This is a genomic window from Pseudomonas sp. GNP013, from assembly GCF_054343995.1.
On record NZ_JBTGUT010000001.1, the window covers coordinates 4984627 to 5009940 of the forward strand.

General features: G+C 56.9%; 15 protein-coding genes, 2 tRNA genes and 4 rRNA genes. 11 read left to right on the forward strand and 10 right to left on the reverse strand.

The window, feature by feature from the left end:
- Positions 1-21 precede the first annotated feature (21 nt).
- Entirely contained in the window at positions 22-915 is an 894-nt protein-coding gene (locus ACXX81_RS21915; protein ID WP_322212255.1) for a TauD/TfdA dioxygenase family protein, read from the reverse strand.
- Positions 916-1238: 323 nt separating this feature from the next.
- Between ACXX81_RS21915 and ACXX81_RS21920 the strand changes: the two genes are divergently transcribed.
- From ACXX81_RS21920 to ACXX81_RS21940, 5 genes are all read left to right on the forward strand, one after another.
- Positions 1239-1937, forward strand: coding sequence for a GntR family transcriptional regulator (locus ACXX81_RS21920; RefSeq protein WP_209986971.1), 699 nt, complete (start codon positions 1239-1241; stop codon positions 1935-1937).
- 343 nt (positions 1938-2280) lie between these two features.
- Positions 2281-3039: a DUF3050 domain-containing protein gene (locus ACXX81_RS21925; protein ID WP_458572393.1), complete on the forward strand. Its 759-nt coding sequence runs from the start codon at positions 2281-2283 to the stop codon at positions 3037-3039.
- A complete protein-coding gene (locus tag ACXX81_RS21930; protein WP_209986965.1) occupies positions 3036-3983 on the forward strand; it encodes a diiron oxygenase in 948 nt (315 codons plus the stop codon). Before ACXX81_RS21925 ends, ACXX81_RS21930 begins: the two co-directional genes overlap by 4 nt.
- The gene (locus ACXX81_RS21935; protein WP_458572394.1) at positions 3980-7351 is read left to right on the forward strand and encodes an amino acid adenylation domain-containing protein; all 3372 of its coding nucleotides are present in this window, start codon (positions 3980-3982) and stop codon (positions 7349-7351) included. Before ACXX81_RS21930 ends, ACXX81_RS21935 begins: the two co-directional genes overlap by 4 nt.
- 22 nt (positions 7352-7373) lie before the next feature.
- Positions 7374-7832 carry an SRPBCC family protein gene (locus ACXX81_RS21940; RefSeq protein ID WP_209986959.1) on the forward strand — a complete coding sequence of 153 codons (459 nt, stop codon included), beginning with the start codon at positions 7374-7376 and terminating at the stop codon, positions 7830-7832.
- A gap of 42 nt (positions 7833-7874) precedes the next feature.
- Here the strand turns inward: ACXX81_RS21940 and ACXX81_RS21945 are convergent, their stop codons facing one another.
- The 9 genes from ACXX81_RS21945 to ACXX81_RS21985 form a co-directional block, all read right to left on the reverse strand.
- Positions 7875-9755, reverse strand: coding sequence for a methyl-accepting chemotaxis protein (locus ACXX81_RS21945; protein ID WP_458572395.1), 1881 nt, complete (start codon positions 9753-9755; stop codon positions 7875-7877).
- A 298-nt stretch (positions 9756-10053) separates the two neighbouring features.
- Positions 10054-10169, reverse strand: a 5S ribosomal RNA gene (rrf, locus tag ACXX81_RS21950).
- A 108-nt stretch (positions 10170-10277) separates the two neighbouring features.
- Positions 10278-10393 (reverse strand): 5S ribosomal RNA (rrf, locus tag ACXX81_RS21955).
- A 157-nt stretch (positions 10394-10550) separates the two neighbouring features.
- A 23S ribosomal RNA gene (locus tag ACXX81_RS21960) occupies positions 10551-13442 on the reverse strand.
- Positions 13443-13689: 247 nt separating this feature from the next.
- Positions 13690-13765, reverse strand: a tRNA-Ala gene (locus tag ACXX81_RS21965).
- A gap of 30 nt (positions 13766-13795) precedes the next feature.
- Positions 13796-13872: transfer RNA gene (locus tag ACXX81_RS21970), tRNA-Ile, on the reverse strand.
- 82 nt (positions 13873-13954) lie between these two features.
- Positions 13955-15491 (reverse strand): 16S ribosomal RNA (locus ACXX81_RS21975).
- Together the 16S, 23S and 5S rRNA genes with 2 tRNA genes alongside form the textbook arrangement of a ribosomal RNA operon.
- A gap of 621 nt (positions 15492-16112) precedes the next feature.
- On the reverse strand, positions 16113-17333 hold the full coding sequence (locus ACXX81_RS21980; RefSeq protein ID WP_458572396.1) for a CaiB/BaiF CoA transferase family protein: 1221 nt from the start codon (positions 17331-17333) through the stop codon (positions 16113-16115).
- Between the two features lie 13 nt (positions 17334-17346).
- Positions 17347-18528 carry an acyl-CoA dehydrogenase gene (locus ACXX81_RS21985; RefSeq protein ID WP_458572397.1) on the reverse strand — a complete coding sequence of 394 codons (1182 nt, stop codon included), beginning with the start codon at positions 18526-18528 and terminating at the stop codon, positions 17347-17349.
- A 157-nt stretch (positions 18529-18685) separates the two neighbouring features.
- On the opposite strand from ACXX81_RS21985, the gene ACXX81_RS21990 reads away from it, so the two are divergent.
- From ACXX81_RS21990 to ACXX81_RS22015, 6 genes are all read left to right on the forward strand, one after another.
- Entirely contained in the window at positions 18686-19585 is a 900-nt protein-coding gene (locus ACXX81_RS21990; protein ID WP_209986947.1) for a LysR family transcriptional regulator, read from the forward strand.
- Between the two features lie 451 nt (positions 19586-20036).
- On the forward strand, positions 20037-21158 hold the full coding sequence (locus tag ACXX81_RS21995) for a Re/Si-specific NAD(P)(+) transhydrogenase subunit alpha (protein WP_209986943.1): 1122 nt from the start codon (positions 20037-20039) through the stop codon (positions 21156-21158).
- Between the two features lie 15 nt (positions 21159-21173).
- Entirely contained in the window at positions 21174-21494 is a 321-nt protein-coding gene (locus ACXX81_RS22000; RefSeq protein WP_025854291.1) for an NAD(P) transhydrogenase subunit alpha part 2, read from the forward strand.
- Positions 21494-22930 (forward strand): NAD(P)(+) transhydrogenase (Re/Si-specific) subunit beta, encoded by a 1437-nt coding sequence (locus ACXX81_RS22005; protein WP_231422153.1) that lies wholly within the window; start codon positions 21494-21496, stop codon positions 22928-22930. The genes ACXX81_RS22000 and ACXX81_RS22005 overlap by 1 nt, the downstream gene beginning before the upstream one ends.
- Positions 22931-23108: 178 nt before the next feature.
- Positions 23109-24602 carry a succinyl-CoA:acetate CoA-transferase ScpC gene (gene scpC / locus ACXX81_RS22010; protein ID WP_458572398.1) on the forward strand — a complete coding sequence of 498 codons (1494 nt, stop codon included), beginning with the start codon at positions 23109-23111 and terminating at the stop codon, positions 24600-24602.
- Between the two features lie 318 nt (positions 24603-24920).
- The gene (locus ACXX81_RS22015) at positions 24921-25136 is read left to right on the forward strand and encodes a DUF1127 domain-containing protein (RefSeq protein ID WP_003233780.1); all 216 of its coding nucleotides are present in this window, start codon (positions 24921-24923) and stop codon (positions 25134-25136) included.
- The last annotated feature ends 178 nt before the right edge of the window (positions 25137-25314 follow it).

Genomic DNA, 25314 nt, shown 5'->3' on the forward strand with positions numbered 1-25314 from the left:
TCAACTCTCTTGCGATAGGGTTCAGAAAGGCGCATCGCCCTGGATGGTGGTGCGGAACAATTTGCGCCGCAGATGGCTGGGGCAACCGGCGGCGAGATGAATCAGCGAGCGGTTGTCCCAGAACACCATGTCGTGGGGTTGCCATTGGTGGCGGTAGATGTTTTCCGGCAGCACGCTGTGGGCATAGAGCTGGGCCAGCAGGTCGCGGCTTTCGTCTTCGGGCAGGCCGACGATGCGGGTGGTGAAACCTTCACTGACGAACAGCGCCTTGCGGCCGTTTTCCGGGTGGGTGCGCACGATGGGATGAACCACTTCGGCTACCTGGGCCAGCTGCTCCGGGGTGAGCGTCGGGCGCCAGTTACCTTCGAATTTGGTTTCGCTGTAGCGCGCCGTGTAGGAGTGCGCGGCGCTGCGGCCTTGCACGGCTTTGCGCAGGTGCTCGGGCAACTGGTCCCAGGCTTTATGCATGTCAGCGAACAGGGTGTCGCCGCCCTCGGAGGGCAGCTCCTGGGCATGCAGCATCGAACCCAGGCTCGGCAGTTCCTTGTAGGAGAGGTCCGAATGCCAGAATTTACCCGCATCTCCGAGGCCGATGGATTGACCGTTTTCCAGGATGTTGGAGACGATCAGGATTTCCGGGTGATTGGTCAGCAGAAACTGTTTGAGCACGTGAATCTGCAACACGCCGAAACGGCGGCTGAAGGCGATCTGCTGTGCAGGGGTGATGCGCTGGTCGCGGAACACCACGACGTGATAGTCCAGGTGCGCGCGGTGAATGCGCGCAAACTCTTCGTCGCTGACCGGGCGGGACAGGTCCAGGCCAATAACCTCGGCACCGACGCTGCCGGATAATGGGCGAATCTCGAATGCTTGTGGGGTAGCGGTCGCTGTTGGAACAGTAGAGGCGGCGGACATGAAGTGACTCCCGGTCGGACAGGAGAGTAACTTTATAGACATAAGAAGGTCAGTTTAAATACCATTAGTGAATATCTATAGACGTTAATGTGTTCATCAAGAGGCTGGACCGGCTACGCTGAGCGAGTAAGGAAAGGTGGCGAATCATTCAGTTGTTGCTGGCGTGTAAGACGTCGCAAAACCACGGTGTGGGCCTGGAGAACCCCGTGTTTAAGCACTTACAAGCCGAAAACCTTGTTCGTTTGACAAGCTTTTGAGCTGTCTCTAGTGTGCTTTGGATCCAATTAGCCATACTTATTTTAAAAAGGGAGGAGAGCGTAGCCGTGACGCAGAAGCCGAACCTGTTGAACAGCATTAAGGTCAGCGGACCTATCCCCGCTCATCTTGCTCGTTCCGTAATTGAAGAAACCTTGCGCAACGCCATTCTCGATGGCCGGTTGCCCTGCGGCACCGCCATGCGCCAGCAGGAACTGGCCAGCCTGTTCGGCGTCAGCCGCATGCCGGTGCGTGAGGCCTTGCGCCAGTTGGAAGCGCAGTCATTGCTGCATGTGGTGACGCACAAGGGCGCCGTGGTGGCGCCCCTGATCGAGGACAACTCGGCTGAAACCTACGCCTTGCGCATACTGCTGGAGTCCGAAGCCCTGCGCCTGTCGATCCCCTTGCTCACCGAGGCCGACATCGCCGAGGCCGAGACATTGATCAATGCCCTGGAGCGGGAAAAAGACTATACCGAGATCGGACGCCTGAACCGCCTGTTCCACATGGCGCTGTATGACAAGGCGCCCAATCAAAGGCTGCTCAAGCTGGTCGAACATGGCCTGAATGAAGAAGAGCGCTTCCTGCGCTTCAACCTGGAGGCGATGGGGCTCGGCGAGACGTCCCAGGAAGATCACCGCACACTGCTGAGCCTGGTGGCGCAGAAGAAGACCGATGAGAGCATTCTCACCCTGCGCAATCACCTCACGCGCGGGATGGAAGTGATATCTGCCTATCTCAACGGCCTTGAAGCGGCCGGCAAGTAAACCTCATGCCGTTCGGGGCCTCCTTTTTATCAGGGGGAAGCCCCCGCGCCGATACAACTTGATTGAGCCTGCGCAGGTTAAAGAAACTTCCCACACTTAAGCAATTAACTTACTCACAACATGTATTTTCTCGAAAAACTTTTAATACATTTGCAAGCTCATCCAAACGTTTAATCCGCTTATTATCCTGCGCCACTAAACCAGACACTCAAACCGGCCGCGCAATCCCTTGCCCAAGTGCGGCTACACGCTCGGCCCGGCAAAAATCCTGACTGTCCATTTCAAGCTTAATAACAGTCCTTCTGTCTTCAGCGCAGTCGCAACAAACTTATAGGCATCAACCATGCATCAAACTTTACTAGAGCAGAAAAAACTGCAACTGTGCAGTCATCCTTTATTTAATGAAATAACTTCACTCAGCAAGTTACAACTTTTTATGCAGAGCCATGTATTTGCTGTGTGGGACTTCATGAGTCTCACCAAACGCCTGCAACGGGACCTGGCCGGCACACAGGTGCCCTGGCTCCCCCCAACCGATCCTCAGGCCGCTCGGTTGATCAATGAGATCGTGCTGTGTGAGGAGTCGGATGAACGTCCAGGGGGTGGTCATTGCAGCCATTTCGAGCTGTACCGTGGGGGCATGCTTGAAACAGGTGCCAGTACTGTCGCCATCGATCGGTTCGTCATGCTGCAACGCCAGGGGGTAGACGCTCAGGTAGCGTTGCAAACGTTAGAGAGTCTGCCCGGCACGGCACGGTTTGTCGGCAGCACGCTGCACACCGTACTCGACGCACCTACCCACTGTGTTGCGGCGGCCTTCCTGCACGGCCGTGAGAGCGTCATACCGACCATGTTTGAACGCCTGTTGCAAGGCAGCGCAGCGTGGATCGGCCAGGCGCCGATGCTGCGCCATTACTTCAACCGACACATTCAATTGGACGCCGAGGACCATGAACCCGGCGCGCGGGCGATGCTCGAGCGCCTGATCGATGGGGACGTGCATCGCCGGCAACAGGCTAACGCGTTCGCCTTGAGCGCGGTTGAACAGCGCATCCATTTCTGGGACGACCTGCGAGCCTCGCTGCAGGAGGTGCACCCATGAGCATCACGGATTACTGCTCCATCGCCGACGACTGGGAGCGCCGCGCAACCATCCGCACGCGCCCGCGCCGTCTGCTGGAAGACGATGACAAATTGATCTTCCCGCTGTGCCGCCAGCCGCTGGTATTGAGTGCGACGTTTGTCGAACACTGTGCGCAATGGCGAGACTTTGTGCTGGTACAAAGCTTTTACAAATACATTAATGACGTGGTGATTTTCGAGACCGAAATTGTCGACAGGACCGCCCGCAGCATTGCCAAGAACCGCTTCACACTGCCCTTCCCCCTTGCCTGTCGCTACGACGCAATGTCCGTCGTGGTGGACGAGGATTACCACGCAATGGTGGCGTTGGACTTCCTGCATCAGACGGTGAGCATGACCGGCATCCAGCCCCTCGACCTGCCCAGGCAGATCGAACTCAGCCGCGCGCTGCCGGCAGCGCAGGCACAGGCGCCCACTCATCTGCGCGATGCCGTGGAGCTGATTGGCGTGGCGATTGCCGAAAACACCGTGACCCATGAGGTGGCGGCGTTTTCCAGGGACGACAGTGTCAAGTCGTCCATTCGCGGCATGATGGCCGATCACCTGTTTGACGAAGGCCGCCATGCCCGTTTCTGGACAAGTCTGGTGCATCTGTATTGGCAGGCGGCCAGCCCGGCAGATCGCGACAGCATCGCTCAGGTGCTGCCGACGTTTCTGATGCACTACCTGACCAACGATCTGCAAAAAACCTTCGACCTGCAATTGATCGAACACCTGGGCGTAAGCGCGCGCATCCGTGAGGCCTTGAGAGACGAGGTGGAGGCACTGGCGTTTCCCATCACCCGCCAGCACCCACTGATTGGCAACATCATGAAGTTTTTGCAGCACAGCGGTTTGCTCCAGACGCCAAGCGTGGCAGCGGCCATGAATGACTATCTGTCGCCGGCGGGGAGAGCGGCATGAGGTGCCTGACAGTGGGATGGGTCGGCACGAGCAAGGCGCTGACCGAAGTGCGGACGGAGCTCGAAGCATATGGTCATCGGTGCGCAGACGAGGGCGCTGATCTGGTGATCGACGACGGCAGCCAGCCACTGCCGATGCGTTGGGCCTGCACGCCGCGCCTGAGCCTGCGACTGGGGATCGGCTCAGCGACCGAGTCCGGATTGCCTGTGCTGCAATTGCGCAGCTATAACCATGACCATCGCCTGGTGGACGTGCTGGACGTGGCTGAAGAACCCAGCGGGAACGGCCAACACTTGTGCCGCCGGGCGACACGCGCGCTGGTGGAGTGGGTGGCTCTGCAGGTGAGTCGCTTTGCACGCGACCCGCAGTTATGTGTATCGCCTACCTTTGCCAACGACTGGCCTGACCTGGACTTGCAAAGCCTGGATGCGCTGGCCTACCTGCATCGGTTCAATTGCACGGCAGATCCGGAACTGCTGCGGGCGGCGCAAGTGCCGATTATCGAGCGACTGCAGACCAGCCTCATCACCTTCGCTGAGCGACCGGCGCTGAATGTAGCGGGCGAGGTTGTCACTTACCGGCAACTGCAGACGCACGCCTGGGCGATCCAGCAACGACTGGCGGCAGTGCTGGAGGGTGTTGAAGGTTCAGCGATCGTCGGGGTCTGCCTGGAAAAGTCTGCCGCGCTGTACGCGAGCATCCTGGCGATTCTCGGCTGCGGCGCAGTCTACCTGCCACTGGCTGCGCAGCTTCCTCTTCGGCGCCAGCAGGTCATGCTGGAAAGCGCAGGCGCCCGTGTTTTACTGGATGAGGGCAGCCACCCGCTGCGTGAACGCTTCATGGCGCTGGATGTGCGTGGTGCCGATCGGCAAGACGTCTCGCAACCGCTGCCGCACCCTCGGCCAGACCCGAGCGCACCGTGCGTCGTGCTCTTCACGTCCGGCACCAGTGGCAGACCAAAAGGCGTGCGGCTCAGCCAGGGCAACCTGGCGCACTTTACTGCCTGGTTCGGTGGCTGCATGGAATTGAGTGAACAGAGCCGCGTGCTGCAGTTCGCCGCATTGAACTTTGATGCTTCGCTGATGGATATTTTCCCGAGTCTGATTGCCGGCGCGCAGTTGATCATTCCCGGCGAGGCGCAGCGACGTGACCCGCAGCAATTGGTGGAGTTGATTCGCCAACAGCACATCACCCACGCGTTCCTGCCACCGGCGCTGCTCGGTATCCTGCCGCTGGATGAGCCGCTGGGCCTGACTCACCTGCTAACCGGTGGCGAAGCGTGCGAACCCCATGTCATCGAACGTCTGGCCGGCCAATGCCACCTGCACAACCTCTACGGCCCCACCGAAGCCACGGTACTGGTGACGCATCGCCTGCTGCAGCGCAAAGATGGCAACACCCGGGTGGGCCGGCCAATCGCCAACAGTCAGGTGCTGATCCTCGACGAGGACATGCAGCCGGTGGATGAGCAGGTGATGGGGGAGTTGTATATCGTCGGGCCTGGGGTGAGTCTGGGATACTTGAGCACCGCGCCGGTACTCGACAGTCCCTTTGTCGAGCTGACACTGCCAGACGGTCAGGTTGTCAGGGCCTACCGCAGTGGCGACCTCGCGAAATGGACGGACGACGGTATAGAACTCGGTGGGCGCCGTGATGACCAGGTAAAGATCCGCGGGGTGCGGATCGAGCCGCAGGAGATCGAGCAGTGCCTGCGCGACAGTCGGCTGTTTCGTCAGGTTGCGGTGGTGATCGAGCGTGACGGCAAGATTCGGGGGGTGGTCGCCTATCCGGAGGCCGGTGCTACGCTGGTCGATCTCAAGCAACACGCGCGGCAGTGGTTGCCTGATTACCTGCAACCACAGGTGTGGGCCGAACTGTCTGCCCTGCCCTGCTCCGGCAGCGGGAAGATTGACCGTCAGGCCTTGCTGGCATTGCCGATTCAAGCCTCACTGGCTGGCAATGGCCGCACTGCGCATACGCCCCTTCAACGGCAACTGGCGCGGCTATGGAGTGAATTGTTGCGCGTGCCTGTGGATGATTTGAGGCTGGACGACAGCTTCTTCAACCTCGGTGGGCACTCCATTTTGCTGTCGACTTTGTTGCTGAGCATTCGTGAACAGTTCGGCCGCAGTGTACCGCTGAACCACTTCTTCGAGAGGCCGACGATCAGTACGCTCGCCTTGCTGATGCAGGACAGTGCGCTGCCAGACGCAGCGTACGGCCAGGCCGTGCGCGATGCTCAGCGTGAACAGGCACTGAGGGTGCTGCCCGAGACTCGAGCTGGTGATCGACGCAAGGTGATTGTGACGGGGGCCAACAGTTTTATCGGCGTACATGCCGTCGAGGCATTACTGGCAGGCGGTGCAACAGCGGTAGCGTGTCTGGTGCGTGAGTTGCCGGGTCAGCCGGCAGCCAGCAGGTTCAGCGAGGCACTGAAGGAGTACCGCCTGGAACATCTGGACACGAGCCGGGTGCGGGTGTATCCGGCCGATGTCAGCCAGCCACGCCTGGGGCTGGCGTGCGAGGTGTATGACGCGCTCGCGAGGGACTTTGGCGTGCTGGTGCACAACGCTGCACAGGTCAATCATGTGATGGACTATGGGTCGCTGGTGCCGGACAACGTCGACCCCGTGCGGGAATGTTTGCGCCTGTGCGAGACCCACTGCAAAAAGGTTCTGAACTTCATCTCGACGCTGTCCGCCTGCAGCAGCATTGATGCCGAAGGCTACGTTCTGGAGTTACCGGCCGCGGCGACACTGCCGATCTACATCAAGAATGGCTACAACCTCTCCAAGTGGGTGGCCGAGCGGCTGTTGGGACGTGCGGTGGCGCAAGGCGCGTGGGTCAATATCCTGCGTCCGGGCAACATCAGTTTCAACAGCCGCAACGGTGTTTGCCAACCCCGGAAAAATCGCCTGATGCTGATGCTCAAGGGATCGCTGCAATTGGGTCTGATGCCCCGTCAGGAGGTGAACTTCGACCTGATGCCGGTGGACTTTTTTGCACGCTTTCTCGCTTTTCACTGTGGCCAGTTCGACAGCGAGCGCAGCGTTTTCAACCTGCACAACCCGCAGCCGCTGAGTTGGGACGACTACCTTAATGCGTTCAGCCAGGCGGGGCATGCCTTCGACCGCGTCACTGTTGTGCAGTGGCAACAGGCCTTGCGCACAGTTGATCGCGACAACGCGTTGTTCGGGGTACTCGGGTTTTACATGGATGGGCCGGGCGAAGACATCGGCGACACCTCAATGATCCGTTTCGACAACGCACGTCATGGCGTGGAACAAATGGGCACGCACTACCCCGAGAAAAGTCCCGCCTTGTTGCGTCAGGGCTGCGACTACCTGAAGGCTGTGGGCTTTCTTTGAACTGCTTTTAAGGACCTTTCTCATGAAACCACTGCAACCCGATACGCTGATTCGCAATCCCTGTACCGCACCGGTGCAGGCCTGTGTCGTTGTCGAGTGCGAAGCGGCTCGCTTGTGGGCCGTAGTCGGTCACTTTGCAGGCTTTGATGCGTTCATTCCGGCCCTGTCACATATCGAAATGACCGGCACGGGTGTTGGAGCCTTGCGTACCAAGTTCTTCCACGATGGTCACTGCGTGGTGGAACAACTCAACAGCCGGGATGAAGACGCCATGTGCATGACCTGGACTACGGTCTACAACACCTTGGGCGTGGCGCGCCTGTGGGCGGCGATGAGTGTTGAGGCGGTTGACGCCGGCCGTGCCAGGGCGACCTGGACGATCATCGGCGAACCTGTCGGAGACACCCAGGTGGAATTTGATGCGTTTGCACAAGCGTTTGCCGACAGTGCGCTGGAGAATGTGCGCCGGATGCTTGGCTGAACGCAGGAGCGAGCGTGCTCGCTCCTGCTTTGCACTCAAAAGTCAGAGCTTGAAGCTGTCAACCAGCTGCTTCAATCGACTGGCCTGCTGGGAGAGCGCATCGCAGTCTCTCAGCGTTTCATTGAGGTTGACCACGCCTTGCTGGTTCAGCAGGTTGATCTGGTTGATATCCACGTTGAGGCTCTCAACCACGGCAGTCTGCTCCTCGGTAGCGGCAGCCACCGATTGGTTCATGCCGTCGATCTCGACAATCCGCTGCGTCACGCTGATCAGGCGCTCGCCGGCCTGGTTGGCCACTTCAACGCTCTCTTCGCTGGAGGCCTGGCTGGCGTTCATGGTAGTTACCGCTTCACGCGAGCCCACTTGCAGCGAGGTGATCATTTTATGGATCTCTTCAGCCGACTCCTGGGTGCGGTGAGCGAGGTTGCGCACTTCGTCAGCGACCACTGCAAAGCCACGACCTGCCTCGCCGGCCCGTGCCGCTTCGATCGCGGCATTGAGCGCGAGCAGGTTGGTTTGCTGAGAGATACCTTTGATCACATCGAGAATGTGGCCGATGTTGTCGGTACTGGCATTCAGCGTTTCGATCTGGGTGCAGGACAGGCTGATTTTTTGCGACAGCTCCGACATTGCCAGGATGGTTTGCTCAACCACTTTGCGTCCGCCATCCGCTTGCTCGCTGGCACCGCTGGCATGCTGCGAGGCGTCGGCTGCGTTACGTGCAATTTCCTGGGTGGCGGCGCCCAGCTCGTTGATAGCGGCGGCTACGCTGTTGGTGCGCGCGCTCTGCTCGTCGGAGCCAACGATGGAGGCATTGGACGAGGCCATCACTCGCTGGGACAGATCGTGTACCTGGCGCGTCGCCGAGGACACTTCGGAAATGGACGCGTGGATTCGCTCGACGAATTGGTTGAAAGCACTGCCCACTTCGCCAAATTCGTCCTTGCTGGTCACATTGAGGCGACGAGTAAGGTCGCCTTCACCTTGGGCAATGTCCTTCATCGCCGCACCCATGGTGGTCAAGGGCCGCAGCAATACTTGAATCAGCAGGCTCAAGAGCACGGCAATCGCTACCACAGCGATCAGCATGGCAATCAGCGCTGAAGTGCGGAATTTACCCAGTGGTGCGTAGGCTTTGTCTTTGTCGATCGACAGACCGATATACCAATCCGCGCCTGGCAAGCCGCTGATAGGCGTGAACGACAGGATGCGCTCCTGACCGTTGAGGACGACATCCTGGTTGACCTTGTCGATACGCAGGCTGATGCCTGGATAGATATCCTTGAGGTTCTTCATCACCTGGTCCTCGTCCGGACTAACGATGACCTGGCCATCGCCGCTGACCAGAAACCCGTGACCAATGCCGCCGAAGTCCACGGCATTGATGATCTTCACCAGGGTTTGCAGGCTCAGGTCTCCACCGACGACACCCAGCAGCTCACCGTTCTTCTTGACCGGCATGGCGATGGTAACGATCTGCCCACCTACTGCGGCCATGTAGGGCGGTGTAAGCATGGGCTTATCGGCAGCGACGGCTTGTTTGTACCAGGGACGCTGACGCGGGTCGTAGCCATCGGGCATCTTGGCGTCGGGGCGCTGCGTGAACACGCCGTTGGTTTGGCCAACGTAGGTGAATTGAAAATTTGAAGTGAGCGCAGGCTGATCAACCAGACCCGGAAGGTCGGCAGTTGCCCCTTGGTGTGCGATGTTCTGTGCCAGGTTCTCGAGGACCAGTACGCGGCCACTTAGCCAGTTCTGCACACTGCTGGCGGTGAGTTCACCTGACTGCTGGATGGACGACTCCAGATTTTGCTTGATCGTGCTGCGCTGCAGGTAGTCGTTGTAGAGCGTGAATAACGCGAAGGCCAGGACAACGACGCCTGACGCGGCCAGCAGGATTTTATGACTGAACTTCAGATTCATTTCGTCGACTTCTTTTGCCAAAGGGGATGAGCGTGCCGCGTGGAACATTCCATGTAGCGCTATAAGCAGGCTCTTCGGCCGCTCTATCTCGGGGCACGCGTGGCTCGTCAGGCTTTCGGCAGGGAGTGCGGAAATCTTGAGATGTATTCTCATCCCCTACAGGGCAGCCGACCAATGGTTATCGTACAAGTGCAAGCATGTAAGCGTGATATGGGACCAGGTAAGGCGAGCACCCTGTCCAAGTCCCTAAACGACAAAACCCCTGTCTGCGCTAGCAGACAGGGGTTCTGGAATTCAATCTTGACGATGACCTACTCTCACATGGGGAAACCCCACACTACCATCGGCGATGCATCGTTTCACTGCTGAGTTCGGGATGGGATCAGGTGGTTCCAATGCTCTATGGTCGTCAAGAAATTCTGTATACCAGAGCGTTGTTCAAACAACACGCCGGTGAAAATTCATGGACTTCTACAAAAACAAAACCCCATCTGCTTTCGCAAATGGGGTTTCGGAATTTAATCTTGACGATGACCTACTCTCACATGGGGAAACCCCACACTACCATCGGCGATGCATCGTTTCACTACTGAGTTCGGGATGGGATCAGGTGGTTCCAATGCTCTATGGTCGTCAAGAAATTCGGGTACTGAGTCGTGACCAGATGGCCTCGCTTCAGCAAATTGGGTATGTGACAGCTGTCGGTGTTTTGTGAGCGTCGAACTTTCGGTTCATCTCGTCTTCACACACCGCAATCTGATGCTCTTTCGAGTACTCAAATTGCTTGGGTGTTATATGGTCAAGCCTCACGGGCAATTAGTATTGGTTAGCTCAACGCCTCACAGCGCTTACACACCCAACCTATCAACGTCGTAGTCTTCGACGGCCCTTCAGGGAACTCAAGGTTCCAGTGAGATCTCATCTTGAGGCTAGTTTCCCGCTTAGATGCTTTCAGCGGTTATCTATTCCGAACATAGCTACCCGGCAATGCCACTGGCGTGACAACCGGAACACCAGAGGTTCGTCCACTCCGGTCCTCTCGTACTAGGAGCAGCCCCTCTCAAATCTCAAACGTCCACGGCAGATAGGGACCGAACTGTCTCACGACGTTCTAAACCCAGCTCGCGTACCACTTTAAATGGCGAACAGCCATACCCTTGGGACCGGCTTCAGCCCCAGGATGTGATGAGCCGACATCGAGGTGCCAAACACCGCCGTCGATATGAACTCTTGGGCGGTATCAGCCTGTTATCCCCGGAGTACCTTTTATCCGTTGAGCGATGGCCCTTCCATACAGAACCACCGGATCACTAAGACCTACTTTCGTACCTGCTCGACGTGTCTGTCTCGCAGTCAAGCGCGCTTTTGCCTTTATACTCTACGACCGATTTCCGACCGGTCTGAGCGCACCTTCGTACTCCTCCGTTACTCTTTAGGAGGAGACCGCCCCAGTCAAACTACCCACCATACACTGTCCTCGATCCGGATAACGGACCTGAGTTAGAACCTCAAAGTTGCCAGGGTGGTATTTCAAGGTTGGCTCCACGCAGACTGGCGTCCACGCTTCAAAGCCTCCCACCTATCCTACACAAGCAAATTCAAAGTCCAGTGCAAAGCTATAGTAAAGGTTCACGGGGTCTTTCCGTCTAGCCGCGGATACACTGCATCTTCACAGCGATTTCAATTTCACTGAGTCTCGGGTGGAGACAGCGCCGCCATCGTTACGCCATTCGTGCAGGTCGGAACTTACCCGACAAGGAATTTCGCTACCTTAGGACCGTTATAGTTACGGCCGCCGTTTACCGGGGCTTCGATCAAGAGCTTCGCGTTAGCTAACCCCATCAATTAACCTTCCGGCACCGGGCAGGCGTCACACCCTATACGTCCACTTTCGTGTTTGCAGAGTGCTGTGTTTTTAATAAACAGTCGCAGCGGCCTGGTATCTTCGACCGGCATGAGCTTACGGAGCAAGTCCTTCACCCTCACCGGCGCACCTTCTCCCGAAGTTACGGTGCCATTTTGCCTAGTTCCTTCACCCGAGTTCTCTCAAGCGCCTTGGTATTCTCTACCCAACCACCTGTGTCGGTTTGGGGTACGGTTCCTGGTTACCTGAAGCTTAGAAGCTTTTCTTGGAAGCATGGCATCAACCACTTCGTGTTCTAAAAGAACACTCGTCATCAGCTCTCGGCCTTAAGATCCCGGATTTACCTAAGATCTCAGCCTACCACCTTAAACTTGGACAACCAACGCCAAGCTGGCCTAGCCTTCTCCGTCCCTCCATCGCAATAACCAGAAGTACAGGAATATTAACCTGTTTTCCATCGACTACGCTTTTCAGCCTCGCCTTAGGGACCGACTAACCCTGCGTCGATTAACGTTGCGCAGGAAACCTTGGTCTTTCGGCGTGGGTGTTTTTCACACCCATTGTCGTTACTCATGTCAGCATTCGCACTTCTGATACCTCCAGCAAGCTTCTCAACTCACCTTCACAGGCTTACAGAACGCTCCTCTACCGCATCACTTACGTGATACCCGTAGCTTCGGTGTATGGTTTGAGCCCCGTTACATCTTCCGCGCAGGCCGACTCGACTAGTGAGCTATTACGCTTTCTTTAAAGGGTGGCTGCTTCTAAGCCAACCTCCTAGCTGTCTAAGCCTTCCCACATCGTTTCCCACTTAACCATAACTTTGGGACCTTAGCTGACGGTCTGGGTTGTTTCCCTTTTCACGACGGACGTTAGCACCCGCCGTGTGTCTCCCATGCTCGGCACTTGTAGGTATTCGGAGTTTGCATCGGTTTGGTAAGTCGGGATGACCCCCTAGCCGAAACAGTGCTCTACCCCCTACAGTGATACATGAGGCGCTACCTAAATAGCTTTCGAGGAGAACCAGCTATCTCCGAGCTTGATTAGCCTTTCACTCCGATCCACAGGTCATCCGCTAACTTTTCAACGGTAGTCGGTTCGGTCCTCCAGTTAGTGTTACCCAACCTTCAACCTGCCCATGGATAGATCGCCCGGTTTCGGGTCTATTCCCAGCGACTAGACGCCCTATTAAGACTCGCTTTCGCTACGCCTCCCCTATTCGGTTAAGCTCGCCACTGAAAATAAGTCGCTGACCCATTATACAAAAGGTACGCAGTCACCCAACAAAGTGGGCTCCCACTGCTTGTACGCATACGGTTTCAGGATCTATTTCACTCCCCTCTCCGGGGTTCTTTTCGCCTTTCCCTCACGGTACTAGTTCACTATCGGTCAGTCAGTAGTATTTAGCCTTGGAGGATGGTCCCCCCATATTCAGACAAAGTTTCTCGTGCTCCGTCCTACTCGATTTCATGACTAAGAGATTTTCGCGTACAGGGCTATCACCCACTATGGCCGCACTTTCCAGAGCGTTCCGCTAATCTCAAAGCCACTTAAGGGCTAGTCCCCGTTCGCTCGCCACTACTAAGGGAATCTCGGTTGATTTCTTTTCCTCAGGGTACTTAGATGTTTCAGTTCCCCTGGTTCGCCTCTTACGCCTATGTATTCAGCGTAAGATAACCATCTTATGATGGCTGGGTTCCCCCATTCAGACATCTCCGGATCAAAGTCTGTTTGCCGACTCCCCGAAGCTTTTCGCAGGCTACCACGTCTTTCATCGCCTCTGACTGCCAAGGCATCCACCGTATGCGCTTCTTCACTTGACCATATAACCCCAAGCAATCTGGTTATACTGTGAAGACAACATTCGCCGAAAATTCGAATTTCTCAGTTAAGAGAACTCACAAATTTTACCTTAGCCTGATCCGTTACCAGTGAAAGTAACGTTCAGTCTATCTTTCTATCACATACCCAAATTTTTAAAGAACGATCTAATCAAAGACTAGAAATCAACATTCACCATCATCACAATGGAATGCTCATTTCTAAGCTTTCATACAACAGAAGCAGTAGTGGTGGAGCCAAACGGGATCGAACCGTTGACCTCCTGCGTGCAAGGCAGGCGCTCTCCCAGCTGAGCTATGGCCCCGTATTTCTACAGGCGTTTCCCACACAAAATTGGTGGGTCTGGGCAGATTCGAACTGCCGACCTCACCCTTATCAGGGGTGCGCTCTAACCAACTGAGCTACAGACCCAATTTCGGGCTGCTTCTTATCGTCTTCTTCAATGAATCAAGCAATTCGTGTGGGAACTTATGGAGCAGCTGATGTCGTCGATTAAGGAGGTGATCCAGCCGCAGGTTCCCCTACGGCTACCTTGTTACGACTTCACCCCAGTCATGAATCACACCGTGGTAACCGTCCTCCCGAAGGTTAGACTAGCTACTTCTGGTGCAACCCACTCCCATGGTGTGACGGGCGGTGTGTACAAGGCCCGGGAACGTATTCACCGCGACATTCTGATTCGCGATTACTAGCGATTCCGACTTCACGCAGTCGAGTTGCAGACTGCGATCCGGACTACGATCGGTTTTGTGGGATTAGCTCCACCTCGCGGCTTGGCAACCCTCTGTACCGACCATTGTAGCACGTGTGTAGCCCAGGCCGTAAGGGCCATGATGACTTGACGTCATCCCCACCTTCCTCCGGTTTGTCACCGGCAGTCTCCTTAGAGTGCCCACCATTACGTGCTGGTAACTAAGGACAAGGGTTGCGCTCGTTACGGGACTTAACCCAACATCTCACGACACGAGCTGACGACAGCCATGCAGCACCTGTCTCAATGTTCCCGAAGGCACCAATCTATCTCTAGAAAGTTCATTGGATGTCAAGGCCTGGTAAGGTTCTTCGCGTTGCTTCGAATTAAACCACATGCTCCACCGCTTGTGCGGGCCCCCGTCAATTCATTTGAGTTTTAACCTTGCGGCCGTACTCCCCAGGCGGTCAACTTAATGCGTTAGCTGCGCCACTAAAAGCTCAAGGCTTCCAACGGCTAGTTGACATCGTTTACGGCGTGGACTACCAGGGTATCTAATCCTGTTTGCTCCCCACGCTTTCGCACCTCAGTGTCAGTATTAGTCCAGGTGGTCGCCTTCGCCACTGGTGTTCCTTCCTATATCTACGCATTTCACCGCTACACAGGAAATTCCACCACCCTCTACCATACTCTAGTCAGTCAGTTTTGAATGCAGTTCCCAGGTTGAGCCCGGGGATTTCACATCCAACTTAACAAACCACCTACGCGCGCTTTACGCCCAGTAATTCCGATTAACGCTTGCACCCTCTGTATTACCGCGGCTGCTGGCACAGAGTTAGCCGGTGCTTATTCTGTCGGTAACGTCAAAACAATCACGTATTAGGTAACTGCCCTTCCTCCCAACTTAAAGTGCTTTACAATCCGAAGACCTTCTTCACACACGCGGCATGGCTGGATCAGGCTTTCGCCCATTGTCCAATATTCCCCACTGCTGCCTCCCGTAGGAGTCTGGACCGTGTCTCAGTTCCAGTGTGACTGATCATCCTCTCAGACCAGTTACGGATCGTCGCCTTGGTGAGCCATTACCCCACCAACTAGCTAATCCGACCTAGGCTCATCTGATAGCGCAAGGCCCGAAGGTCCCCTGCTTTCTCCCGTAGGACGTATGCGGTATTAGCGTCCGTTTCCGAACGTTATCCCCCACTACCAGGCAGATTCCTAGGCATTACTCACCCGTCCGCCGCTCTCAAGAGAAGCAAGCTTCTCTCTACCGCTCGACTTGCATGTGTTAGGCCTGCCGCCAGCGTTCAATCTGAGCCATGATCAAACTCTTCAGTTCAAACATCTTTGGGTTTTTAAGAAACCCTAAACTTGGCTCAGCAATCGTTGGTTATTCTTTGATTTCTCGCGGAGTAACTTGTGATGCTGATAATCTTGTTGACTATCAGTCTGACTCCACAAGCACCCACACGAATTGCTTGATTCAGTTGTTAAAGAGCGGTTGGTTAAGATCTTTCGTCTCAACCGAGGCGCGCATTCTACAGCAGCCTCATTTGCTGTCAAGTGATTATTTTCAGAAGCTTTCGAAGAATTCTTCAACAACTTCAACCACTTGCGCTTCCGATCTCTCGTTAGCGGGAGGCGAATTCTACAGCGTTACACGCTGCTGTCAACACCTCTTTTTCTCCGCTTTAGACCGAGAAGATCGAAACGTTAATAGCGCCAGACAACACCGCACTATCAACTCCTTCAGGGCCTCGATGAACTGAAGCAACTCGCTGTCGAATCTTGCATAACTACTTGTTTACCAAGGAGTTTTCCGTTTCGACTGCGCCGGAAGTGGGGCGAATTATAGACGTCCAGAATCTGCCGTCAACCCCTAAATTTGCATTCCCTATCAATTAGTTGAGGTTGATTAAAAAATCATCAATTACCCACTCCTCTATATAGAAGAGAAAGGTCAGATAACGCCAGCCTCTTTCAGAACAGCGACTTTCTCAGGACTCATCCCCAACAAAGCCTGCAGCACCTGGGCCGTATGCTCCCCTAATAGAGGAGGGGGGCTGCGATATTCAACAGGCGTCTTGGACAGCCGCATCGGGCTGGCAACCTGAGGCACTCTCCCGGCCAGTACATGAGGCAGCTCCATCGCCAGACCACGCGACTTGACCTGCGGATCGGCAAACACCTGCGCAAGATCATTGATCGGCCCACACGGCACACCGACACGCTCCAGCGATGACACCCACTCGGCTGTCGTCTTGAAAACGGTGACCTGGCGAATCAACGGGATCAACTGCGCTCGGTTGGCCACCCGCATCTGGTTGGTGGCGAAACGCGCATCATCCGCCCACTGCGACTGCCCGGCAGCTTCAGCGAACTTGCGAAACTGCGCGTCATTACCCACCGTCAGGATAAAATCGCCGTCGGCCGTGGGGAAGTCCTGATACGGCACGATGTTCGGATGAGCATTACCCAGGCGTTTGGGCGAAACACCTGTGGTCAGATAATTCATCGCCTGGTTGGCCAGGCAAGCCACCTGCACATCCAGTAACGCCATATCGATATGTTGTCCCCCACCGTCGTGGTCGCGGTGCGCCAGCGCCGCCAGGATCGCCACGCTTGAGTAAAGGCCCGTCAGAATGTCCGTCAACGCCACCCCAACCTTCACCGGCCCCGCCCCCTCATCATCCTCCGACCGGCCGGTCAGGCTCATGAGCCCACCCAACCCCTGGATCATGAAGTCATAGCCCGCGCGCGACGCATACGGCCCCGTCTGACCAAACCCCGTAATTGAGCAATAAATCAGCTCCGGGTTGATCGCCTTGAGCGACTCATAGTCCAGCCCATACGCGGCGAGACCACCCACCTTGAAATTCTCGATCAGAATGTCGGACTTGGCCGCCAGCTCACGTACCAGCTTCTGCCCCTCCGGCCGGGTGAAGTCGATGGTCACCGACTCCTTATTGCGGTTAGCCGACAGGTAATACGCCGCCTCACTCGTATTCTCGCCGTATGCGTCCTTAAGGAACGGAGGCCCCCACGCGCGGGTGTCATCACCCTTACCCGGCCGCTCAACCTTGATCACCTCAGCCCCAAGGTCCGCAAGAATCTGCCCAGCCCAAGGGCCTGCAAGCACTCGCGATAAATCCAGTACCCGTAAATGCGAAAGCGCGCCCATGCCCATGCTCCTATTAATAGAAAGCCTGGAGACCGGTTTGCGCACGCCCAAGAATCAGAGCGTGCACATCGTGGGTGCCTTCATAGGTGTTGACCACCTCAAGATTGACCAGGTGACGCGCCACCCCGAACTCATCGGAGATCCCGTTGCCGCCCAACATATCCCGCGCCATACGCGCGATATCCAGGGACTTGCCGCACGAGTTGCGCTTCATGATCGATGTGATCTCGACCGCAGCCGTGCCCTCGTCTTTCATCCGCCCCAGACGCAGGCAGCCTTGCAAGGCCAGGGTGATTTCGGTCTGCATGTCGGCCAGCTTCTTCTGAATCAACTGGGTGGCGGCCAACGGTCGCCCGAACTGCTGGCGATCAAGGGTGTATTGGCGAGCGGTGTGCCAACAGAATTCCGCGGCACCCAATGCGCCCCACGAAATGCCGTAACGCGCCGAGTTGAGGCACGTAAAAGGCCCTTTCAAACCGCGCACGTCGGGAAAAATGTTCTCTTCCGGCACAAATACGTTTTCCATCACGATCTCACCGGTGATGGAAGCCCGAAGCCCCACCTTGCCGTGAATCGCCGGAGCACTCAGGCCCTTCCAGCCTTTCTCCAATACAAATCCACGGATATCACCGGCATCGTCCTTGCCCCACACCACGAACACATCCGCGATCGGGCTATTGGTGATCCACATCTTGGCGCCGGTCAGGCTGTAGCCGCCTTCCACTTTGCGTGCACGGGTAATCATCGCGCCAGGGTCGGAACCATGGTCAGGTTCCGTCAGGCCAAAACAGCCGATCCACTCGCCGGACGCCAGCCTCGGCAGGTACTTCTGTTTCTGCGCCTCGGTGCCGAACTCATTGATCGGCACCATGACCAGTGACGATTGCACACTCATCATCGAGCGATAACCCGAATCGACACGCTCCACTTCGCGAGCAATCAACCCGTAGCTGACGTAATTCAAACCGCTGCCACCGTACTGCTCGGGAATCATTGCACCGAGCAATCCGGTCTCGCCCATTTCACGGAAGATGGCAGGGTCGGTCTTTTCATGGCGGAAGGCTTCAAGAACGCGCGGCGCCAGCTTGTCCTGCGCGAATTGCTCGGCCGTGTCGCGCACCATGCGTTCCTCTTCGGTGAGCTGTTGATCCAGCAGAAGCGGATCGATCCAGTTGAAGCTTGCCTTGCCAGCCATGAATAAGTCCTCGGTGAGAGATTCAGAAGTCGTGCATGCAGCGTAGGTCGGGCAAGAGGAGACGGCAAACGAGGTTTCCGCATAGCCTTGTGATAATTTGTCACTTCGTAATACTCAAGATCGCCGCAGACGCGCCTTTGATGTGAGAGCACGGTACATGCGCAGAAAAATCCCCAGCACCACCGCCCTCGTCAGTTTCGAAGCCGCGGCCCGTCACGAGAGCTTTACCAAGGCGGCCTACGAGCTTTCCATTACTCAGGGCGCCATTTGTCGACAGATTGCCAGCCTTGAAGAGTTTTTGAGTGTCGAGCTGTTTCGTCGCTCGCGACGCGGCGTCAAGTTAACGGAAGCCGGGCTGTCCTATAGCCGCAGAGTTGCCACGCAACTGGATGCCGTAGAACGCGACACTTTGTCGGTGATGGGCCAGCAGGGCACCAATGTCATCGAGCTGGCCGTGGTGCCGACTTTTGGTACGCAATGGCTGATCCCCCGCCTGAAGGACTTTCAGCACCAGCACCCGGAAGTCACCGTCAACCTGACCAACCGCACGCGCCCGTTCCTGTTTGCCGACACGGAATTCGACGCGGCCATCTACTTTGGCGACGCCGACTGGTCCGGTACCGAATCCCACAGGCTGATGGGCGAAAACCCCGTGCCGGTCTGCAGTCCAGGACTGCTCGGCACGCGCAAATGTTTCAGCCCGCAGGAAATAGCGGAACGGCCGCTGCTGCAACAGACCACGCGCCCTTATGCCTGGCGCCAGTGGTTCAACGCCCAACAGCTGAATGTACCTCGCGACATGACAGGCCCCCGTTACGAGCTGTTCTCGATGCTGTCCCAGGCAGCCATGCATGACATGGGCATCGCCCTGATTCCGCCCTTCCTTATCCAGCGAGAGCTTGAAGAACAGCGATTGGTGATCGCCAACCCTGAAGCGCTGGCCAGCACCAAAGCCTATTTCCTCATGATTCCCGAGAGAAAGGTCGGATCCGCCTCATTACATGCTTTCAGAGACTGGCTGATTGAGCAGTCACGGCGCTACAGCCCCAGCATTTAAAGGAAAACAGTAATTTACTGACCTTGTAGTCAAATACTGTAAAGCCCTACAGATATATTTATATGTCGCAATTAAGCCGACTGTATTCCCCATCCAAAAAAAGCTTCAACCTCATTATTTTCAAGGGTTGCAGCGACTCTCAATGTTCAATCCACGACGTTTCATAGCAGCCCTGACAAAACACGCTATAAACACAGTTACCCGTCTAACTATATGATGTTGAACAGGTTAATCCATCATATTGCGACAATCAGTCACACGGTGACTTGTAGTTAATTATTCGTCACCCGTCATAATCCCTTGAAGGCCGTAAAGTTCGCCTGCAAAATGCCGCGCCCCGCTGTCATTTCTGCGGGGTCGTGCTGATCGGCCGCCCCAGTTGCGCCACTCGCGGTGCACTGGCCTTTTTACAAAAAGATCAAAAGCAAAAAGATCATGCAGGAGATTTGACGTGCACATTGGTGTTCCTCTCGAAACCCAGACCGGTGAAACGCGGGTGGCTGCCACCCCGGAAACCATCAAGAAGCTGATCGGCCAGGGCCACAAGGTCACGGTGCAAAGCGGAGCAGGCGCCAAGGCCAGCATCGTCGACAGCGCCTATGAAACGGCCGGCGCAACCATTGGCAGTGCCAACGATGCCTTTGGCGCCGAGCTGATTCTCAAGGTCGTGGCACCCAGCGACAGCGAACTGGCGCTGATCAAAAGTGGCACCGTCCTGGTGGGCATGCTCAACCCGTTCAGCAACGAAACCATCGCCAGGCTCGCCGGGCACGGCATCACTGCCTTCGCCCTCGAAGCGGCGCCGCGTACATCACGCGCCCAAAGCCTCGACGTGCTGTCCTCCCAGGCCAACATCGCCGGTTACAAGGCCGTGTTGCTGGCCGCGCACCACTACCCGCGCTTCATGCCGATGCTGATGACCGCCGCAGGCACCGTGAAAGCGGCGCGCGTGTTGATCCTTGGCGCCGGCGTCGCAGGCCTGCAGGCCATCGCGACAGCGAAACGCCTGGGTGCGGTGATCGAAGCGTCCGACGTGCGTCCGGCAGTAAAAGAACAAATCGAGTCCCTCGGTGCCAAGTTCGTTGACGTGCCCTACGAAACTGATGAAGAACGCGAATGCGCGGTCGGTGTCGGCGGTTACGCACGCCCGATGCCCGCCAGTTGGATGCAGCGTCAGGCCCTGGCCGTGCATGAACGCGCCAAACAGGCCGATATCGTCATCACCACCGCCCTGATCCCCGGCCGCAAGGCGCCAACCCTGCTCAGCGCCGAGACCGTTGCGCAGATGAAGCCTGGCTCGGTGGTTATCGACCTCGCCGCCGCCCAGGGTGGCAACTGCCCACTGACCGTCGCCGATCAGGTCGTCGTGGAAAACGGCGTGATCATCTGCGGCCCGACCAACCTCGCCGGCGCCGTGGCCGCCGACGCCTCGGCCCTGTACGCGCGCAACCTGCTGGACTTCCTGAAGCTGGTGTTCACCAAGGAAGGGCAGTTTGAAATCAACCTCGAAGACGACATCGTCGCCGCGTGCCTGATGTGCCGCGACGGCCAAGTCATCCGCAAAAACGCCTAAGCAGGGATTCAGACAATGGAAGAGCTTATCTCCCCGGGTATCTACAACCTGATCATCTTTGTGCTGGCGATTTATGTCGGTTACCACGTGGTCTGGAACGTTACACCCGCGCTGCACACGCCATTGATGGCGGTGACCAACGCGATCTCGGCAATCGTGATCGTCGGCGCCATGCTGGCCGCCGCCCTCACGGTGACGCCGCTGGGCAAGACCATGGGCACCCTGGCCGTGGCCCTGGCGGCGGTGAACGTGTTCGGTGGTTTCCTGGTGACTCGTAGGATGCTTGAGATGTTCAAGAAGAAAGCGCCCAAGGTTAAAGAAGAGGTGCAGAAATAATGAGCATGAATCTGGTGACGACGCTCTACCTGATCGCGTCGATCTGTTTCATCCAGGCCCTCAAAGGCCTGTCGCACCCCACCACGTCACGACGCGGCAACCTGTTCGGCATGCTCGGCATGGCGCTGGCGGTACTCACTACCGTGGGCCTCATCTATAAGCTCGGCGCTGAACTCGCGACGGCCGGCATCGGCTATGTGATCGTCGGCCTGCTGATCGGCGGCACCGCCGGCTCGATCATGGCCAAGCGCGTGGAAATGACCAAGATGCCAGAGCTGGTGGCGTTCATGCACAGCATGATTGGCCTGGCTGCGGTATTTATTGCAATTGCCGCTGTGGTCGAGCCGCAATCGCTGGGTATCGTCAAACAACTGGGTGACGCGATTCCTGCCGGTAACCGCCTGGAACTGTTCCTCGGCGCAGCCATCGGCGCCATCACCTTCTCCGGTTCGGTGATTGCCTTCGGCAAGCTGTCGGGCAAGTACAAATTCCGCCTGTTCCAGGGCGCGCCGGTACAGTTCGCCGGTCAGCATAAGCTGAATCTGGTGCTCGGTCTGACAACACTGGGCCTGGGCCTGCTGTTCATGCTCACCGGCAACCTCACAGCTTTCGCGCTGATGCTGGCCCTGGCGTTTGTACTGGGCGTGCTGATCATCATCCCCATCGGCGGCGCTGACATGCCGGTGGTGGTGTCGATGCTCAACAGCTATTCCGGCTGGGCGGCGGCAGGTATCGGCTTTTCGCTGAACAACTCGATGCTGATCATCGCCGGCTCGCTGGTCGGCTCCAGCGGCGCGATCCTGTCGTACATCATGTGCAAGGCCATGAACCGTTCCTTCTTTAATGTGCTGCTCGGCGGTTTCGGCAATGCGCCGGATGCCGGTGCGGCGGCAGGGTCGAAAGAAGCGCGCCCGGTGAAGTCCGGCTCGGCCGACGACGCGACTTTCCTGCTGACCAATGCCGACACCGTGATCATCGTCCCAGGCTACGGCCTGGCCGTGGCACGCGCGCAGCATGCGCTCAAGGAACTGACCGAGAAGCTCACCCACCGCGGCGTCACCGTGAAGTACGCGATCCACCCCGTGGCCGGCCGTATGCCAGGGCACATGAACGTACTGCTGGCCGAGGCGGAAGTGCCTTACGACCAGGTGTTCGAGATGGAGGACATCAACTCCGAGTTCGGCCAGGCCGACGTGGTGCTGGTGCTGGGCGCAAACGACGTGGTCAACCCGGCCGCCAAGAACGACCCGAACTCGCCGATTGCCGGCATGCCAATCCTCGAGGCATTCAAGGCCAAAACCATCATCGTCAACAAGCGCTCGATGGCCAGCGGCTATGCCGGGCTGGACAACGAACTGTTCTACCTCGACAAAACCATGATGGTCTTTGGTGATGCCAAAAAAGTCATTGAAGATATGGTGAAGGCCGTCGAATAACCTGCTCCAGCGCAACACACCAAACCCCGGCCTGTCGTAGGCTGGGGTTTTTTAATGCGCGGGTAAAACCGACCAAAGGCTCTACATCAAGCGTTGGCATGCGACCATGGTAGCGCGCCGAAACTTTTTGAAATGACTAAACTGCGCACCTTGCCTCCGTAGCCCGAGATAACTATCCATGTACCGTGATCGTATCCGCTTGCCTTCATTGATGAACAAGGTCATGAGCGCGGCCGACGCCGCCGCACTGATCGAGGACGGCATGACCGTCGGCATGAGCGGCTTCACCCGCGCCGGCGAAGCCAAGGCCGTGCCCCACGCCCTGGCCGAACGCGCCAGAATTTCACCGCTGAAAATCACCCTGATGACCGGCGCCAGCCTGGGCAACGACCTGGACAAGCAATTGACCGAAGCCGGTGTGCTGTCCCGCCGCATGCCGTTCCAGGTCGACAGCACCCTGCGCAAGGCGATCAACGCCGGCCAAGTGATGTTCATCGATCAGCACCTGTCGGAAACCGTCGAGCAATTACGCAACAACCAGCTCAAATTGCCGGACATTGCCGTGATCGAAGCGATCGCCATCACCGAGCAGGGGCATATCGTGCCCACCACGTCGGTGGGCAACTCGGCCAGCTTTGCGATTTTCGCCAAACAGGTAATCGTCGAAATCAACCTGGCGCACAACCCGAATCTGGAAGGGTTGCACGACATCTATATCCCGACTTACCGACCGACCCGCACACCGATCCCGCTGGTGAATGTCGACGATCGCATCGGCAGTACCGCGATTCCGATTCCACCGGAAAAGATCGTCGCCATCGTCATCACCAACCAGGCGGATTCGGCTTCGACCGTGACGCCACCGGACAGCGACACCCAGGGCATCGCCGATCACCTGATCAACTTCCTCAAGCAGGAAGTCGCCGCCGGGCGCATGACCAACAGGCTCGGCCCGCTGCAGGCCGGCATCGGCAATATCGCCAACGCGGTGATGTGCGGCCTGATCGAATCGCCGTTCGAAGACCTGACCATGTATTCGGAAGTGTTGCAGGATTCGACATTCGACCTGATCGACGCCGGCAAGCTGAGCTTCGCCTCCGGCAGCTCCATCACTTTGTCGGAACGTCGCAATGCAGACGTATTCGGCAACCTGGAACACTACAAGGACAAGCTGATACTGCGCCCACAGGAGATTTCCAATCACCCTGAAGTGGTGCGGCGCCTGGGTATTATCGGTATCAACACGGCGCTGGAGTTCGACATCTACGGCAACGTCAACTCCACCCACGTTTGCGGCACGCGCATGATGAACGGCATCGGCGGCTCCGGCGACTTCGCGCGCAATGCGCATCTGGCGATCTTCGTCACCAAGTCGATTGCCAAGGATGGCGCGATTTCCAGTGTGGTGCCGATGGTCAGCCATGTGGACCACACCGAGCATGACGTCGATATCCTCGTGACCGAAGTCGGCCTGGCCGACCTGCGCGGCCTGGCGCCACGGGAACGGGCGCGGGTGATCATCGACAACTGCGTGCACCCGGCGTACCGCGATGCCCTCAACCGTTACTTTGAAGCTGCCTGCGCTATCGGCGGGCATACGCCGCACATCCTGCGCGAAGCACTGAGCTGGCACATTAACCTGGAAGAAACCGGGCATATGCTCAAGGCGTGATGGATACAGATTCGAGCTGATGCAAACACAGTTTGCTCAGCTCGCAGCCAACGCCCGCAGTTATGTAAAAAACTGTACTGCTGTACTGGTCATTTCTTACGGAAATATCCTACGCCTCAGCTCGAAATTACTTATTTCGCACTGTTTCAGTGCGGACAGGTACAGTTGCCCCATTTCCGTACAGTACAGCACCTTTAAACAGTTAACTGGGCCCTCACAATACAGGTGAACTGTATCTGGAGAGTCTTGCGCCCGAGGAGGATCATTGGCATCAGTTAAACCACTACCTAATCCCGCCATAAGCGGAAGGATGCAATCATGGAACGTACACTCAGTTCCGAACTGTTCTTCGAAGAAAAAGCTGTAAATAACCAGGCTTCCATGCCTTTGCGCGTTCTGGCCAACCTGATGTTGTGGCAGCGCCGCATCTCCAGCCGCCATCAACTGGCTCGCCTGGATTCGCGTCTGCTGGCTGACGCCGGTATCAGCGAAGCTCAACGCTACGAAGAGCTGAGCAAGCCGTTCTGGCGCTGATTGGCGCTCGCTGGCCCTGACCTTCCGGGTCCAACGCCAGCAATCTGATTTGTCAAAACAAAGCCCGCCCCGGGAGACCGGAGGCGGGTTTTGTTGTATTCGGCGTTTGGATCTGAAAACGATTTACTTCGAAAACAGTACAGTTCTTATAAACTAAAAAAGCACCAGTACAATTAAA